The sequence below is a fragment of the Serpentinicella sp. ANB-PHB4 genome (assembly GCF_031432315.1).
Taxonomy (GTDB): Bacteria; Bacillota; Clostridia; order Peptostreptococcales; family Natronincolaceae; genus Serpentinicella.
In genome coordinates this window covers 161955-175489 of record NZ_JAVKGO010000001.1, presented here as the reverse complement: position 1 = coordinate 175489, position 13535 = coordinate 161955, and the positions used below count along the sequence as shown (strand labels likewise).

The following is a 13535-nucleotide window of genomic DNA, read 5'->3' as shown; positions in this document are numbered from 1 at the left end:
TTATTTTTGTTTATTTTTTAAAATATCATTCATTAATTTTTTCCCAGTTGGAGTTGCTGCCAGGCCACCCATTGCTGTTTCTCTTAATTCTACCGGTATACACTTACCGACACGATACATTGTATCTACTACTTCATCAAATGGGATAATACTTTCAACACCTGCTAAAGCCATCTCAGCACTAATTAAAGCGTTAGCTGCTCCTATAGCATTTCTCTTTTGACAAGGCGCCTCAACTAAACCAGCAATTGGATCGCAGACTAATCCTAGCATATTTTTTATACAAATCGCTGCAGCGTCTAATGCTGCTTTGGGTGTTCCACCCATTAGCTCAACTATCGCAGCAGAAGCCATGGCTGCTGCTGACCCAGTTTCGGCTTGGCATCCACCTGATGCACCAGATACTGTTGCATTTCTAGTAATAATTAGTCCTATAGCGCTAGCAGCTATTAATCCTTCTACTAATATTTCATCACTAATTTCAAAGGCTTCTCCAATTGTTACTAATACACCTGGAATTATCCCAGATGAGCCAGCTGTTGGTGCTGCAACTATTTTTCCCATTGCTGCATTTACTTCGAGTACCGCCATTGACCTACTTATGGCTATACTCATAATTGATCCGCAAACTGACTTGTTGTTTTCATTTCTTTCAAAAACTTTCTTTGCTTCTCCACCAATTAAACCACTATTTGACTTCATTTCTCCTTGTAATCCATCATGAATAGCACTTTTCATTATTTTTAAACTCTCATAAACTTTACTTCTTATTTCTACTTTTGACTTCTCTGTTAAAGCTACTTCTTTTTCAAGCATTACCTCTGATATAGACATATTTGAAACTTTACAAACTTCAAGCAACTCTTTTCCTGTTGTAAAATCCATTGTGTTCACCCTATTCTAATAATTTTAATTTTAATCATCTACAACCTATTGTATACTTTATATTAAATTGTAACTAAATAAGCTTTCGATATTCCTTCCACATCTTTTATGTTTTTCATTATGGACGCTTCTATACCATCGTCTGTCTCAATAATCATAAATGCATTTTTTCTTTTACCATATCTATATACTCTCATAAAGGCAATGTTAACATGAAAATCTGATAAAATGGTAGATACTTTTGAAATCACCCCAGGTCTATCTTGATGGGAAATGATGAGTGTTGTGTACTCTCCTGTAAATTCAAGCTCTAGGCCATTAATTTGTGTAACTACAATACTTCCGCCTCCTATTGAAGATCCCAATAAATCAACGGTCTCGTCATTAGCCTTTTTTATAATAATTTTTACCGTGTTTTCATGAACATCTCCTAAATCTGCTTCTTTATAGCAATATTTAACTCCTTTAATTTTTGCGATTTCAAACGCTTGCTTTATTCTTTCATCGTCTGTGTCAAACCCAAGAACTCCGGCTAATAGTGCTTTATCTGTTCCATGCCCTATATAGGTTTTTGCAAATGATCCATGTAGTAAAAATTTAACTTCTTTTATATTTTTCTCAGCAATCTTGGAAGCAACTTTACCTAGCTTACATGCTCCTGCCGTATGTGAACTTGATGGTCCAACCATACTAGGTCCAATTATATCAAATATGCTGTACTCTTTCATTTTTTTCTCTCCTTCTGTAAATATATAATTTATTATGTTCATTTAATGTATTAGTCATTAAAAAATGACCAATTTAAATTGGTCATTTTTTTATACTATTGCAATCACTTCTATTTTGACTTTTACATCTTTAGGTAATCTTGATACTTCAACACAAGATCTAGCCGGCTTATTTTCTTTAAAGTACATGCTATAAACATCATTAATCAAATCAAAGTCATCCATGTTTTTAATAAATATTGTTGTTTTTACAACATTACTTAAACTACTACCAGCTTCTGATAAAACAGCTTCAACATTATTTAATACTTGTTTTGTTTGTTGCACGATGTCCTCTGAAATAATTTGCATCGTTTGAGGATCTAAAGGAATTTGACCTGATACAAACAAAATATTATTAACTTTAATTCCTTGTGAGTATGGTCCAATTGCAGTTGGAGCATTTTTTGAGGTTATTTCTTGTTTCATTCTTTTCACCTTTATCCTCTATATATTAACTCTTATTTCATCTAAATAATTGTAAATTGTATACCTTGATACACACAGTATTTTAGCCACATAATCAATTGCCCCTTTAATTAGGAAAGCTCCTTGTTCATCGAGACTTTTAACTATATTTACTTTTTCTTCTTTGTTCATATAAGCTACTGGTTTGCCAAAATCATCTAAAATATCCTTCACGATATTAATTAACACATCGTTTATATTGTTGGTTGTATTTGTTATATTGACTTGATCTTTTACATCTGTCTGTATTAGATTTTCTAATACATTCTGTACTACAATAAATTCCGATACATCCATGTTTATACACATAGCGCCAATTATTTCTTCATTTTCATCCCTTATAAACATGGTAGATGATTTTAATGCCTTTCCATTACAACTCTTGTTGCTGTAATTTACAATGTTTTTAACCCCATCCTCTTGACTAAGGGCTTGTATGCCAATTTCCATCATCGGGCCATCGTTTGTTCTACCTGAAACATGACCGTTATAAATTTCAACTATCCCTTTTCTTTTATTATTTATTTCGTGCACTACAACCTCACAGTTTTTTCCAAATGTTTTTGCTATCCCCTCGGCAACCGGAATCATCGCCTTTATAATTGGATGAATTTTTCTCTCCACTCTTCTTCCCCCTTATTTGATAACTATATTGACTAGCTTTTTCGGCACTACAATTACTTTTATTACATTTTTTTCACCTATGGCAAGTTTCACTTTCTCATCTTGTAATGCAAGCTTCTCTAATTCTTCTTTATCTATATTTGTAGATACGTTTACTTTGTTTTTAAGCTTCCCATTAACTTGAAATACTACTTCAATTTCATCCTTTACTAATGCATCTCTTTCATATTCTGGCCAAGCTAAATTTGAAATACTTGTCTTATTGCCAATTAGCTCCCATAATTCTTCTGCTATGTGGGGTGAAAATGGTGCTATAAGTGTAACTATTGTCTCTATTCCATTTTTAAATAGATTTCCATCTAAAATTTTACTCTGCTCTTTATACTTGTACAATTCATTTACTAATTCCATTATGCTACTAATAGCTGTGTTAAAGTTAAATCGAGTATCTAAATCTTCTGTAACCTTTTTAATAGTACTGTGTATTTTATATCTTAATTCTTTATCTTGACTGTCAATATCCTCTTTCGTCCTTTTAAATAAGTCTTTTTCAATTGATTCAGCTACTAATCTCCATACTCTATTTAAGAAGCGGTAACAACCTTCGACTCCTTGATCACTCCACTCTAAATCTCGTTCAGGTGGTGCAGCAAAAAGAACGAATAGTCTAGCTGTATCTGCTCCATATTTTTCTATAATTTCTTCTGGGCTGACGGTATTACCTTTAGATTTAGACATTTTTGCACCGTCTTTTAATACCATTCCCTGTGTTAATAGATTTTTAAACGGTTCTTTTATATCTAATAAATCTAAATCTTTAAATACTTTCGTGAAGAATCTAGAGTACAACAAATGTAATATTGCATGTTCAACCCCACCTATATACTGATCCACACCCATCCAATATTTAGATTTTTCTTTTGAGAACGGTAACTTATCATTTTGTGAGTCAGTGTATCTTAAGAAATACCATGAGGAATCAACAAAGGTGTCCATAGTATCGGTTTCTCTTTTTCCCATTATTCCGCACTTAGGGCATTTTGCATTCATGAACGTTTCACTAGTGGTAAGGGGTGACAAGCCTTTCCCTGTAAACTTAACATCAATTGGAAGTTGCACTGGCAAGTTTTCTTCTTCTACTGGCACTGTCCCACATTTTTCACAATATATTATTGGAATTGGTGTTCCCCAGTAACGTTGCCTTGACAGCAGCCAATCTCTTAGTCTATAGTTAGTTGTTACTTTACCAGCGTCAATGCTTTCAATTTTTTCACATATCTTAGGAAAAGCTTCTTTTGTTGTCATGTTATTAAATTCTTCTGAATTTACCATGTAGCCATCTTGTGTATATGCTTCATTTTCAATGTTTGTTTCTCCATCTATACTAGATGAAATAACTGGAATGACTTCAATGTTATACTTTCGAGCAAAATCTAAATCTCGTTGGTCATGTGCAGGAACCGCCATAATAGCTCCAGTCCCATAGTCTGCCAAAACATAATTCGCAATATAAATAGGTATCTTTTTATTACTTATAGGATTAATACAATAGCGTCCGGTAAATACGCCTTCTTTTTCTGTATCAGCTGATGTTCTCTCGATATCTGATACGTGTTGTAATTTATTAATAAATTCATTCACAGTTTCTTCAAAATTTGTATTTTTAACTAACTCGGTTACTAATGCATGTTCCGGTGCTAGTACCATATATGTGGCACCGTAAATTGTATCTGGTCTTGTTGTAAAAACTTTTATGTTTTTTGCTAACCCATCTATTTTAAATTCAATTTCTGCTCCTTCGCTCTTTCCAATCCAATTACCCTGCATGGTTTTAACTTTATCTGGCCAACCTGGTAACGCGTCTAGATCCTTTAACAGTTTATCTGCATAATCAGTTATTCTAAAGTACCATTGACTAAGCAGTCTCTTTCCTACGGCACTGTCACATCTTTCACAGCTTCCACTTACTACTTGTTCATTAGCTAGAACAGTCTCACATGATGGGCACCAGTTTACTCTTGATTCTTTTTTATAAACTAAGTCGTTTTTATAAAATTGTAAAAATAACCATTGTGTCCATTTATAATAATCTTTATTACATGTTGCAATCTCTCTGTCCCAGTCGTAACTTAAACCTAATAATTTAAGTTGCTCTTTCATATCCTTTATATTTTGGGTTGTCCAATTGTCAGGGTGTATACCATGTTTTATAGCCGCATTTTCTGCAGGTAATCCAAATGCATCCCATCCCATAGGATGAAGTACATTGTATCCTTTCATCTTTTTATAGCGTGCTATAACATCCCCTATTGAATAATTTCTCACATGTCCCATATGAATTTTACCGGACGGATATGGGAACATCTCTAAAACGTAATATTTAGGTTTGTCCGTTGTCTCTGATACTGTAAATACCTTGTTTTGATCCCAGTGTTCTTGCCACTTTTTTTCTACCTGCTTTGTATTATAATTATCCATTTTTACCTCCTAAGAACTTATGTATTGGTCTTTTTTATATAAAAACAAAAAAACTTCACATCATATAGGGACGGATTACTCCGCGGTACCACCCTAATTGACAGAAGTCCACTTAACAGCTATTAAAGTTAGCTATCCTTTCAGTTAAATTAAGGCAAGTTCTGTACTTAGCTATATCAGTTCTCACCAACCACTGACTCTCTGAAAAAAGCGCAATACTTACTACTCCTTAAACTGTTAAATCATATATTTATTTTAAACAATCAATTTAAACTATTTCTAAAGATTATATATTACGATTAAAGGTGTTGTCAATATCAATTATATTACCATCTTTCCAAATTCCTTCTATATTATAAAATTGTCGCTCATTTTGATGAAGTATATGAACAACTAAATCCCCACAATCAAGTAATATCCATTTTCCATCATTATATCCTTCTTTATGGAGAGGGATCATATTTATTTCTTCTAAATTTTTTCTTATATTATCTGCAATAGCTTTTGTTTGTCGTTCAGAATCTGCCGTAGTTATAATGAAGATATCGGCTACTGACGATATTTGTGATATGTCAATCATCATCGTATCTTTACCTAATTTATCATCTATTGCATGAATCATTTTTTCTGCAATCTCTTTTGTGATTTGGTTCATCTAAATCCTCCAATCTTTAATGCTTATAAAAAGAACTTTGCTAATGCTCCAATATATAATATGTATGTAGTAATTAGTAAAAATCCCATAATTCGATTAACTTTTTTAAATATTAATCCTCCGATAAATAATATAATCATTAGTAATAGGGCTACAGGTATATCAAAATAAAGGGTCTGTGGTATAGCATATATTTCCGTTCCAATCATAACATTTTGAAAGCTTATAAATATTCCTCTACCACTGATTTTTGAGGATATTCCTAATACCATTACTATATTAAGTATGTTGGCACCTAAAATATTTCCTATGGATATACCAGCTTCTTTTTTAATTATCGAAGATATTGCTGTTGTAAGTTCAGGTAGTGAAGTTCCTAGCGCTATTAAGGTTAAGCTTACAATTTGTTCTGGTACACCAATTATATTAGCTAGGGCAACGCCATTATCTACTAATAATTTTGCACCAACAGTTATAAAGATTGCACCGAAGCAAAATTTACCTATGTTCTTGGCTATAACCATAGTGCTTACAACGGTTTCTTTTGATTTTTTTTGCGTTTTTTCATTTTTATAATATTCTAAAACGCTAATAAAAATATATATTAGAAATACTATAATTAAAATTGAGCCTTCAGTTGACGATAGTATGGTGTCCCTGACAAAAAAAAGTAGTAGTAAGCAGCTGATTAGCATAAATAAACTTTTTGTTTTAAAGGTTGTCTGTTTAAGATTAATTGGTGCAAGTAATGCTGTAATCCCTAAAACAAGACCAATATTACACACAATTGATCCAACAACGTTACCTAATGCAACGTCGTAGTGTTCCTGATATGTAGCAATAGATGACACAAAGAGTTCAGGTAGCGTGGTAGCCACACTTACTATTGTTGAACCAATAAACACATTGGGTACTCCCGTTACTTTTGCTAACCAAACTGCAGCATCAACGAACCAATCCCCACCTTTTATTATAGTAATTAATCCTATTATAAAGAGCACTACAATTAAAATATTCTCCATAATACCCTCCCAAGTCATATACTATGAACTGCCATTCGTTAAAAATATATTTGATAATTCTTAATATATGTCTAATTTAAGTATTTATTTTTATATTCATATATGTTGAAGTAGGGACTACAGTTTAGCTATCCAATTATTCTATATTTTTTAACATGTAGTTTCTGGCATGTAATGTATTTGGATGCAATATTTTTTTAATGTTAACTACGTATATAATTGTATTACTAAGTGCCATGAAGACCGCCTTGTCAAGATCTTCTATAGCAACTTTTCTGAGTTCATCAACACCTTTATAGTCTCTATTTGGTTCAATAAAATCCGCTAAGTAAATAATCTTCTCTAATTTTGTCATTTCTATTCTGCCAGTTGTATGGTATTCAATTGCATTTAGCACATTTTTGTTTGTTATACGAAATTTATCCTCGGCGATTCTTGCAGCAACAATACCATGTTGTAATTCAGGAGTAGATTGTATTACTTCATCCATTTTTATATTATACAGTCGTTTAAAATATGACATTTGATTATGTGTAAGATCTTTTGCGTAGTCATGAAGCAAAGCAGCAGTTTTGGCCTCATCCATATCTTGATTATAAATATCTGCTAATCTAGTTGCAGATTCTACAACCCCTAATGTATGCTGTAAGCGCTTTTCTGATAGTACTTCTAAAAGTGCATTTTCTATATTCGAGAACAGGCTAGTCATATAAATCTCCTATTTCATTTGTATATAAATTATTGTTGTAAATATATTTTTCTACTGATTGAGGAACAAGATATTTAATAGACTTATTATGGCGAACTCTCATTCTAATATCCGTTGAAGATATATCTAATAATGGAACATTTATTTTTGTAATATTTGCACAATATTCATCAGTATAGTACTGTATTTTTTCTTCTAAAGTTTCTGTGTCATAGCCTGGCCTTGTAATAACAATAAAATCTATAGCTTTAAATAACTCCTGAAATTTTTTCCATTTTTCCAAGCTGATCAAAGTATCTGTACCAGTAATAAAGTATAACTTACATAAATGATACTTTATTTGTAGCTCTAGAATAGTATCGATTGTATAGCTTCGTTCATTTTTATCTATTTCTATTGAAGATATGTCGAAGTGATTATTATTATTAATCGCTAGTGACGTCATATTAAATCTATCTAATGGGCTGCTTATTTCTTGGTTGTTTTTATGTGGTGTTATTCCTGTTGGTATAAACAACACCTTATCTAATTTTAAACAGCTTAAAGCCGTCTGAGCTATAAATAGATGTCCTATATGAATAGGATCAAAAGTACCACCCATTATGCCTAACTTATTCATTGTAGTCCTTTCTTCCATGGTATTTACTCCCCTTAAGCATTATCAAGAATCTATAAAGCTAATTCAGCATCTTTTACTAAACTATCCATTAATTCTTTTACGGACATTATTCTATCGATTAAGTGTACTTTGCTACCTGCGAAAATTAAACCTTCGTCAATATTTCCTGTTGCAGCTTGTATTAACGCATCACTAATACAATAAGGGGTAGTTGCAGGATTACAAGTTTTAAGACAATTATAACATGATTTAACAGTAATTTTTTCAAAAGAAAACCTTTGTGCGAAAGGATTATTTAATGCTCTTCCAGGTAGTCCAGCAGGACTTTTTACGATTCTTACATCACTTTCTTTTGCATTTACATATGCATACTTATAATCTATATGTGCATCACACTCTTCAGTAGCTACAAACCTTGTACCCATCTGTACTCCTGATGCACCTAATTTTAAGTATTTTGCGATATCTGCACCTGAAAATATTCCTCCTGCTGCTATTACTGGAATCTTTTGTCCAGATTTTTCTTCAAATAGCGCTAGTGTTTCAATTACTTCTTTCGTAATTTCCGGAAGTGAGATAGATTCGTTGTTGTTTATTTGATCCTCTGAGAATCCAAGGTGTCCTCCGGCTTCTGGTCCTTCTACAACTACAAAATCAGGTAAATAATTATATTTTTTACTCCAGCTTTTAGCTATTACTTTAGCTGCTTTAGCTGAAGATACAATAGGAGCAATTTTTGTTTTGCTTCCTTTTACTAATAGAGGTAAATCTAAAGGTAATCCCGCACCTGAAATAATAATATCTATCTTTTCTTCTACTGCTGCTTTTACTGTCTCTTTATAATTATTAATGGCTACCATAATATTAACCCCAATAATACCATTGGGACTAAGTTTACGAGCTTTTTTAATCTCTGATCTTAAACTTTGAATATTAGTACTTAGCGTATTTGTAGTGAAATTTTCTTCTCTAAATCCAGTCTGTACAGCAGAAATAACTCCTATACCACCTTCATTAGCAACCGCTGAGGACAGTTTCGATAATGATATTCCTACACCCATTCCACCTTGAATAATTGGTTTATCAGCAACTAGGTCTCCAATTTGTAGCAACGGTAACTTGTTCATTTAATAGCCCCCTTTTAAAACAACCTACAACAAAATAGTATACTTTTTTTATTTTAGTAAAGAGTACAGTAAAAAGCTAATGCAAAGCACTAGCTTTTTGGTAACTCAATTTTAGGATTATTTTGTGACTTTCTATACAAAACAAATTTATTACCTATGGCTTGAACAAATTCAGCATCTAAAGCTTTCGTTATTTCTTCAGCAGCACTTTGTGCGGTTACTAAGCTTGTCTCTAGGATATTTACTTTAATTAATTCTCTTGCTTCCAAAGCCTCATCCAATTGTTCAAGTAAACTTTCTGTAATGCCGTTTTTTCCAATTTGAGTTATTGGTTTAGTTGTATTTGCTATACCTTTTAAATAACTTCTTTGCTTACCAGTTAACATATCAATTGCTCCTTAAATTTAATTTAGTACATAAGTTATAATTTATTTAATTAAAATATTCAAATTCTGCATCATATATTTTAACAGTGTCTCCTTCTTTAATTCCTTGCTTTTTCAGCTCGTCATTGACGCCTTTGTCTTTAAGCACTTTTTGAAAATAGCTTAGAGATTCCATATCATCAAAATTAGTTGATTCTATTAAACGCTGTATAAATGCACCTTCAATTATATACATTCCTTCGTGTTTGTAAACTTTGAAGTTATATTTATTTTCATCAACTAACTTATAGACTTTTTCTTCCTCTTTCTGTTCCACTACGTGAGTTTTTCTTTCTTCTTCTATTTTTTCTAATTCTTTTAGTTTTTCAGCAACGTATGAAATCAATTCATCTAAGCCTTGGTTTGTAACAGCTGAAACAGGAAATATGTCAATTCCTAGCTCATTGACATGCTTTTTAAGATTTAAATATTCTTCATCTGAGTCGGAAATAATATCTATTTTATTAGCTGCAACAACCTGTGCTTTTGTTGTAAGATCTTCATTATATAACCTTAGTTCATTATTGATTTTTTTAAAGTCGTCTATTGGATTACGACCTTCTATACCCGCTACATCAACAACGTGGACTAATAGTTTAGTTCGCTCAATATGTCTAAGAAACTCATGCCCTAATCCTGTACCTTCATGGGCTCCTTCGATTAATCCTGGTATATCTGCAAGGACAAAGCTGTCCCCATATTTTGTTTTAACAACACCCAAATTAGGTGCCAATGTAGTAAAATGATAATCTGCTACTTTGGGTCGAGCACTCGTTACAACCGAAAGAAATGTAGATTTCCCTACATTCGGAAATCCAATTAGACCAACATCTGCGATCATTTTAAGTTCTAGTATAACACTTAATTCTTCTCCTTGTTCGCCGGCAACAGCAAATCTAGGTGCTTGTCTAGTTGCAGTTTTAAAATTAGTATTCCCTTTACCACCTTTACCACCTTTTGCAATAACCTCTTTTTGTTGATCATTTGTTAAATCTGCAATTATTTCATTTGTTTTCTCATCACGTACAATTGTCCCAGGTGGAACTTTTAGAACCAGATCTTCACCATCTTTTCCAAACATGTTTTTATTTTTTCCATCTTCTCCATTTTCAGCAGAATAATGCTTTTTATATCTGAAATCCATCAATGTTCTCATACCTGAATTAACTTGAAAAATAATATCCCCACCGTTACCTCCATCTCCACCGGAAGGTCCACCAGCTGGCACATAAATCTCTCTTCTAAAGGCAACGGCGCCATTTCCACCTTTACCTGCTTTTATATGTATCTTAGCTTTATCGACAAACATATTCATCACCTTTTTTAAAATTACTTAATAACACTATATTATTATAGCAATCAGTTATTTTCTGTCAACAGTTATTATATCCAGAAGACAATATATCAAACTATATAAATAATAAAAGCGACATTGCGTCGCTATTATTTTTGTTCCTTAAATTTTGTTCTTTCTTCCTCTTAAAAACTCTGGAATATCTAAGTAGCTATTTTTTTCCTTATTATATACTTCATTGCCAGCAGCTACTTCTTTATTACTATTACCTATAATCTGAACTTGCTCATCGTTGTTTCCTTTGGTCGCTTCCTGTTCAAATCCTGTGGCAATTACAGTTATTATTATCTCGTCTTTTAGTTCTTCATTAATTACCGCACCAAATATTATATTTGCATCATCATCAGCTGCTTGTGTAACTAGTTCTGCAGCTTCGTTAACTTCAAATAAACTTAAATTTGATCCACCTGTTATATTTAATAACACCCCTTTTGCACCTTCAATAGATGTTTCAAGTAATGGACTTTGTATAGCTTGCTTTGAAGCTTCTACAGCTCTATTTTCTCCGCTTGCCCTACCGATTCCCATATGGGCTAAACCTTGTTCTAACATAATTGTTTTTACATCTGCAAAGTCAAGGTTAACAAGACCAGGTACAGCTATTAAGTCTGATATACCTTGTACACCTTGCTTTAGTACATCGTCAGCAATTTTAAATGCATCAAGCATAGACGTTTTCTTTTCAACTATTTGTAACAACCTATCATTCGGTATAGTTACTAATGTGTCAACTTTATTTTTTAATTCCTGAATACCCGCTTCAGCATTTTTCATTCTTCTTTTACCTTCAAACATAAAGGGCTTTGTAACAACACCTACTGTAAGGATTCCCAACTCTTTTGCGATTTCTGCAACAACAGGTGCGGCTCCAGTTCCTGTACCGCCACCCATTCCAGCTGTTACGAAAACCATATCAGACCCCTGTAATAACTTATGTATATCCTCACGGCTTTCTTCTGCAGCTTTTTTTCCTACTTCTGGGTTTGCTCCAGCACCTAATCCCTTTGTAAGTTTTTCTCCAATTTGGATTTTATGCTCAGCCTTCGAAGTAAAAAGTGCTTGCTTATCAGTGTTGACAACTATAAACTCAACACCTTGAAGTCCTGAATCTATCATTCTATTAACGGCGTTATTACCTCCACCACCAACACCAATTACTTTTATTTGAGCAACTTGTTCCATATTCAAATCAAATTCTAACACGATATTAACCTCCTCTATAAAAATGCTTTTGAAGTGACATTTAAGTTAAAAGAATACATATTCTTATTAATTCAACATAAAAATATATATTCCTTTAAAAAAAATTAATTTATCTATAAAATTTTTTCCATTTTTATTCCGATTGACCTGTATTGAAAAAATATCTTCTTATATATGCAAAATTTTGAAAAAGTCTTACACCAAAAGCAAATATGGCTGCATAATATAAGGGAACTCCTAACTTATCTCCAGTATATGCTAAAAATGCAGCGAGAATCGCATTTCCAAAAAAACCCGAAATAAAAACTCCCGAATTAAACTTATCTTCTAAATTAGCTCTAAGTGCACCAAATACCGAGTCTAGTGCAGCCAATATTGCCACAGATATATATAGCGAGTATTCTGCTGGATATGTTATAGGTAAAAATAGACCTAGAACAATACCTAGCGTTAAGCCAATGAGTGCAATTAACATTAATTTTCCTCCCTCTGTCGTGCATATCTCATATTAATATTTCCTTTATATCTTTCAATAGTTAAATGTTCCTTTACTTCAGACTCGACAACTATTCCATATACTTCTCTAAGATTCCAAGCATAGGTGTTTGGTGCTTTCATCGCAGCATCTAAGGTTTTTGGATTTCCAATTGCTTTAATAATGAATGGTTGGGCGTAGGTTATCCCATTAATTGTTATTGTTGCTCCTGAACAATCAATCTCAGAATCACTTAAAAGTCTTTGTCCGTTAATTGAAATTGCCTCTGCTCCGGCAACTTTTAAATCATTTAATATTGTAAGAACATCTCCATCGTGTATGATAAGGTCATTTGGATCTTCCCAATCATAAAGCTCACGTTCACTATCATTTAACGTTACAACTACACCAGGCCCCTCTACATCTTTTAGTCCTGCTGATAGTTTTACGCTCTTCAATTCGTTTTCAATTGCCTGTCTTATACTACCGTCATGCTCTAATGCTTCTTGATATTCAATAAGTTGAGCTTCCCTAGTCTCAATTATTTTTTTCATGTTTGATATCTCTCTTTTTTCATTTTCAAGGGACTCGTTCAAATCATTGATTGTTCTTAGAGTAACAAGACTATACTCACCTTCGGCATTTTTAACTTGTATAACAATTGAGTAACCCAACATTACAAATATTAAAAATATTATAATTCTTTTAGATTTCAAGTTCCCCT

At 32.7% G+C, this 13535-nt stretch carries 15 protein-coding genes and 1 other annotated feature; all 15 genes read right to left on the bottom strand.

All coding sequences use genetic code 11. From position 1 onward, the window contains the following. The gene (sdaAA, locus tag RH915_RS00970; RefSeq protein ID WP_310477374.1) at positions 1-885 is read right to left on the bottom strand and encodes an L-serine ammonia-lyase, iron-sulfur-dependent, subunit alpha; all 885 of its coding nucleotides are present in this window, start codon (positions 883-885) and stop codon (positions 1-3) included. Between the two features lie 62 nt (positions 886-947). Then, complete coding sequence (gene sdaAB / locus RH915_RS00965) at positions 948-1613, bottom strand: L-serine ammonia-lyase, iron-sulfur-dependent subunit beta (RefSeq protein ID WP_310477373.1); 666 nt, start codon at positions 1611-1613, stop codon at positions 948-950. Positions 1614-1703: 90 nt separating this feature from the next. Next, on the bottom strand, positions 1704-2081 hold the full coding sequence (locus RH915_RS00960; RefSeq protein WP_310477739.1) for a RidA family protein: 378 nt from the start codon (positions 2079-2081) through the stop codon (positions 1704-1706). A gap of 18 nt (positions 2082-2099) precedes the next feature. Further along, on the bottom strand, positions 2100-2744 hold the full coding sequence (locus tag RH915_RS00955; RefSeq protein ID WP_310477372.1) for a helix-turn-helix transcriptional regulator: 645 nt from the start codon (positions 2742-2744) through the stop codon (positions 2100-2102). Positions 2745-2756: 12 nt separating this feature from the next. Then, entirely contained in the window at positions 2757-5222 is a 2466-nt protein-coding gene (gene leuS, locus RH915_RS00950) for a leucine--tRNA ligase (protein WP_310477371.1), read from the bottom strand. Between the two features lie 63 nt (positions 5223-5285). Continuing rightward, positions 5286-5461 (bottom strand) — a binding site (T-box leader). A gap of 47 nt (positions 5462-5508) precedes the next feature. After that, positions 5509-5877 carry a ribosome silencing factor gene (rsfS, locus tag RH915_RS00945; RefSeq protein WP_310477370.1) on the bottom strand — a complete coding sequence of 123 codons (369 nt, stop codon included), beginning with the start codon at positions 5875-5877 and terminating at the stop codon, positions 5509-5511. A 23-nt stretch (positions 5878-5900) separates the two neighbouring features. Beyond that, entirely contained in the window at positions 5901-6899 is a 999-nt protein-coding gene (locus RH915_RS00940; RefSeq protein WP_310477369.1) for a calcium/sodium antiporter, read from the bottom strand. Between the two features lie 136 nt (positions 6900-7035). Then, positions 7036-7608, bottom strand: a complete 573-nt coding sequence (gene yqeK / locus RH915_RS00935; protein WP_310477367.1) for a bis(5'-nucleosyl)-tetraphosphatase (symmetrical) YqeK — start codon at positions 7606-7608, stop codon at positions 7036-7038. After that, positions 7601-8245 carry a nicotinate-nucleotide adenylyltransferase gene (gene nadD / locus RH915_RS00930; protein WP_310477366.1) on the bottom strand — a complete coding sequence of 215 codons (645 nt, stop codon included), beginning with the start codon at positions 8243-8245 and terminating at the stop codon, positions 7601-7603. Before nadD ends, yqeK begins: the two co-directional genes overlap by 8 nt. 32 nt (positions 8246-8277) lie before the next feature. Continuing rightward, positions 8278-9354 carry an NAD(P)H-dependent flavin oxidoreductase gene (locus tag RH915_RS00925; RefSeq protein WP_310477365.1) on the bottom strand — a complete coding sequence of 359 codons (1077 nt, stop codon included), beginning with the start codon at positions 9352-9354 and terminating at the stop codon, positions 8278-8280. An 89-nt stretch (positions 9355-9443) separates the two neighbouring features. Beyond that, positions 9444-9740, bottom strand: a complete 297-nt coding sequence (gene yhbY, locus RH915_RS00920) for a ribosome assembly RNA-binding protein YhbY (RefSeq protein ID WP_310477364.1) — start codon at positions 9738-9740, stop codon at positions 9444-9446. Positions 9741-9786: 46 nt separating this feature from the next. Continuing rightward, positions 9787-11088 carry a GTPase ObgE gene (gene obgE / locus RH915_RS00915; protein ID WP_310477363.1) on the bottom strand — a complete coding sequence of 434 codons (1302 nt, stop codon included), beginning with the start codon at positions 11086-11088 and terminating at the stop codon, positions 9787-9789. Positions 11089-11235: 147 nt separating this feature from the next. Then, complete coding sequence (ftsZ, locus tag RH915_RS00910) at positions 11236-12336, bottom strand: cell division protein FtsZ (protein WP_310477362.1); 1101 nt, start codon at positions 12334-12336, stop codon at positions 11236-11238. Positions 12337-12469: 133 nt separating this feature from the next. After that, complete coding sequence (locus RH915_RS00905) at positions 12470-12811, bottom strand: small basic family protein (protein WP_310477361.1); 342 nt, start codon at positions 12809-12811, stop codon at positions 12470-12472. Next, on the bottom strand, positions 12811-13527 hold the full coding sequence (locus tag RH915_RS00900) for a DUF881 domain-containing protein (RefSeq protein WP_310477360.1): 717 nt from the start codon (positions 13525-13527) through the stop codon (positions 12811-12813). The genes RH915_RS00905 and RH915_RS00900 overlap by 1 nt, the downstream gene beginning before the upstream one ends. Positions 13528-13535: the final 8 nt, after the last annotated feature.

Bases quoted from the DNA above. Each gene is read 5' to 3' on its own strand.
- sdaAA (WP_310477374.1), bottom strand. From the start codon at position 885: ATGGATTTTACAACAGGAAAAGAGTTGCTTGAAGTTTGTAAAGTTTCA.
- sdaAB (WP_310477373.1), bottom strand. From the start codon at position 1,613: ATGAAAGAGTACAGCATATTTGATATAATTGGACCTAGTATGGTTGGA.
- RH915_RS00960 (WP_310477739.1), bottom strand. From the start codon at position 2,081: ATGAAACAAGAAATAACCTCAAAAAATGCTCCAACTGCAATTGGACCA.
- leuS (WP_310477371.1), bottom strand. From the start codon at position 5,222: ATGGATAATTATAATACAAAGCAGGTAGAAAAAAAGTGGCAAGAACAC.
- rsfS (WP_310477370.1), bottom strand. From the start codon at position 5,877: ATGAACCAAATCACAAAAGAGATTGCAGAAAAAATGATTCATGCAATA.
- RH915_RS00940 (WP_310477369.1), bottom strand. From the start codon at position 6,899: ATGGAGAATATTTTAATTGTAGTGCTCTTTATAATAGGATTAATTACT.
- yqeK (WP_310477367.1), bottom strand. From the start codon at position 7,608: ATGACTAGCCTGTTCTCGAATATAGAAAATGCACTTTTAGAAGTACTA.
- nadD (WP_310477366.1), bottom strand. From the start codon at position 8,245: ATGGAAGAAAGGACTACAATGAATAAGTTAGGCATAATGGGTGGTACT.
- RH915_RS00925 (WP_310477365.1), bottom strand. From the start codon at position 9,354: ATGAACAAGTTACCGTTGCTACAAATTGGAGACCTAGTTGCTGATAAA.
- yhbY (WP_310477364.1), bottom strand. From the start codon at position 9,740: ATGTTAACTGGTAAGCAAAGAAGTTATTTAAAAGGTATAGCAAATACA.
- obgE (WP_310477363.1), bottom strand. From the start codon at position 11,088: ATGTTTGTCGATAAAGCTAAGATACATATAAAAGCAGGTAAAGGTGGA.
- RH915_RS00905 (WP_310477361.1), bottom strand. From the start codon at position 12,811: ATGTTAATTGCACTCATTGGCTTAACGCTAGGTATTGTTCTAGGTCTA.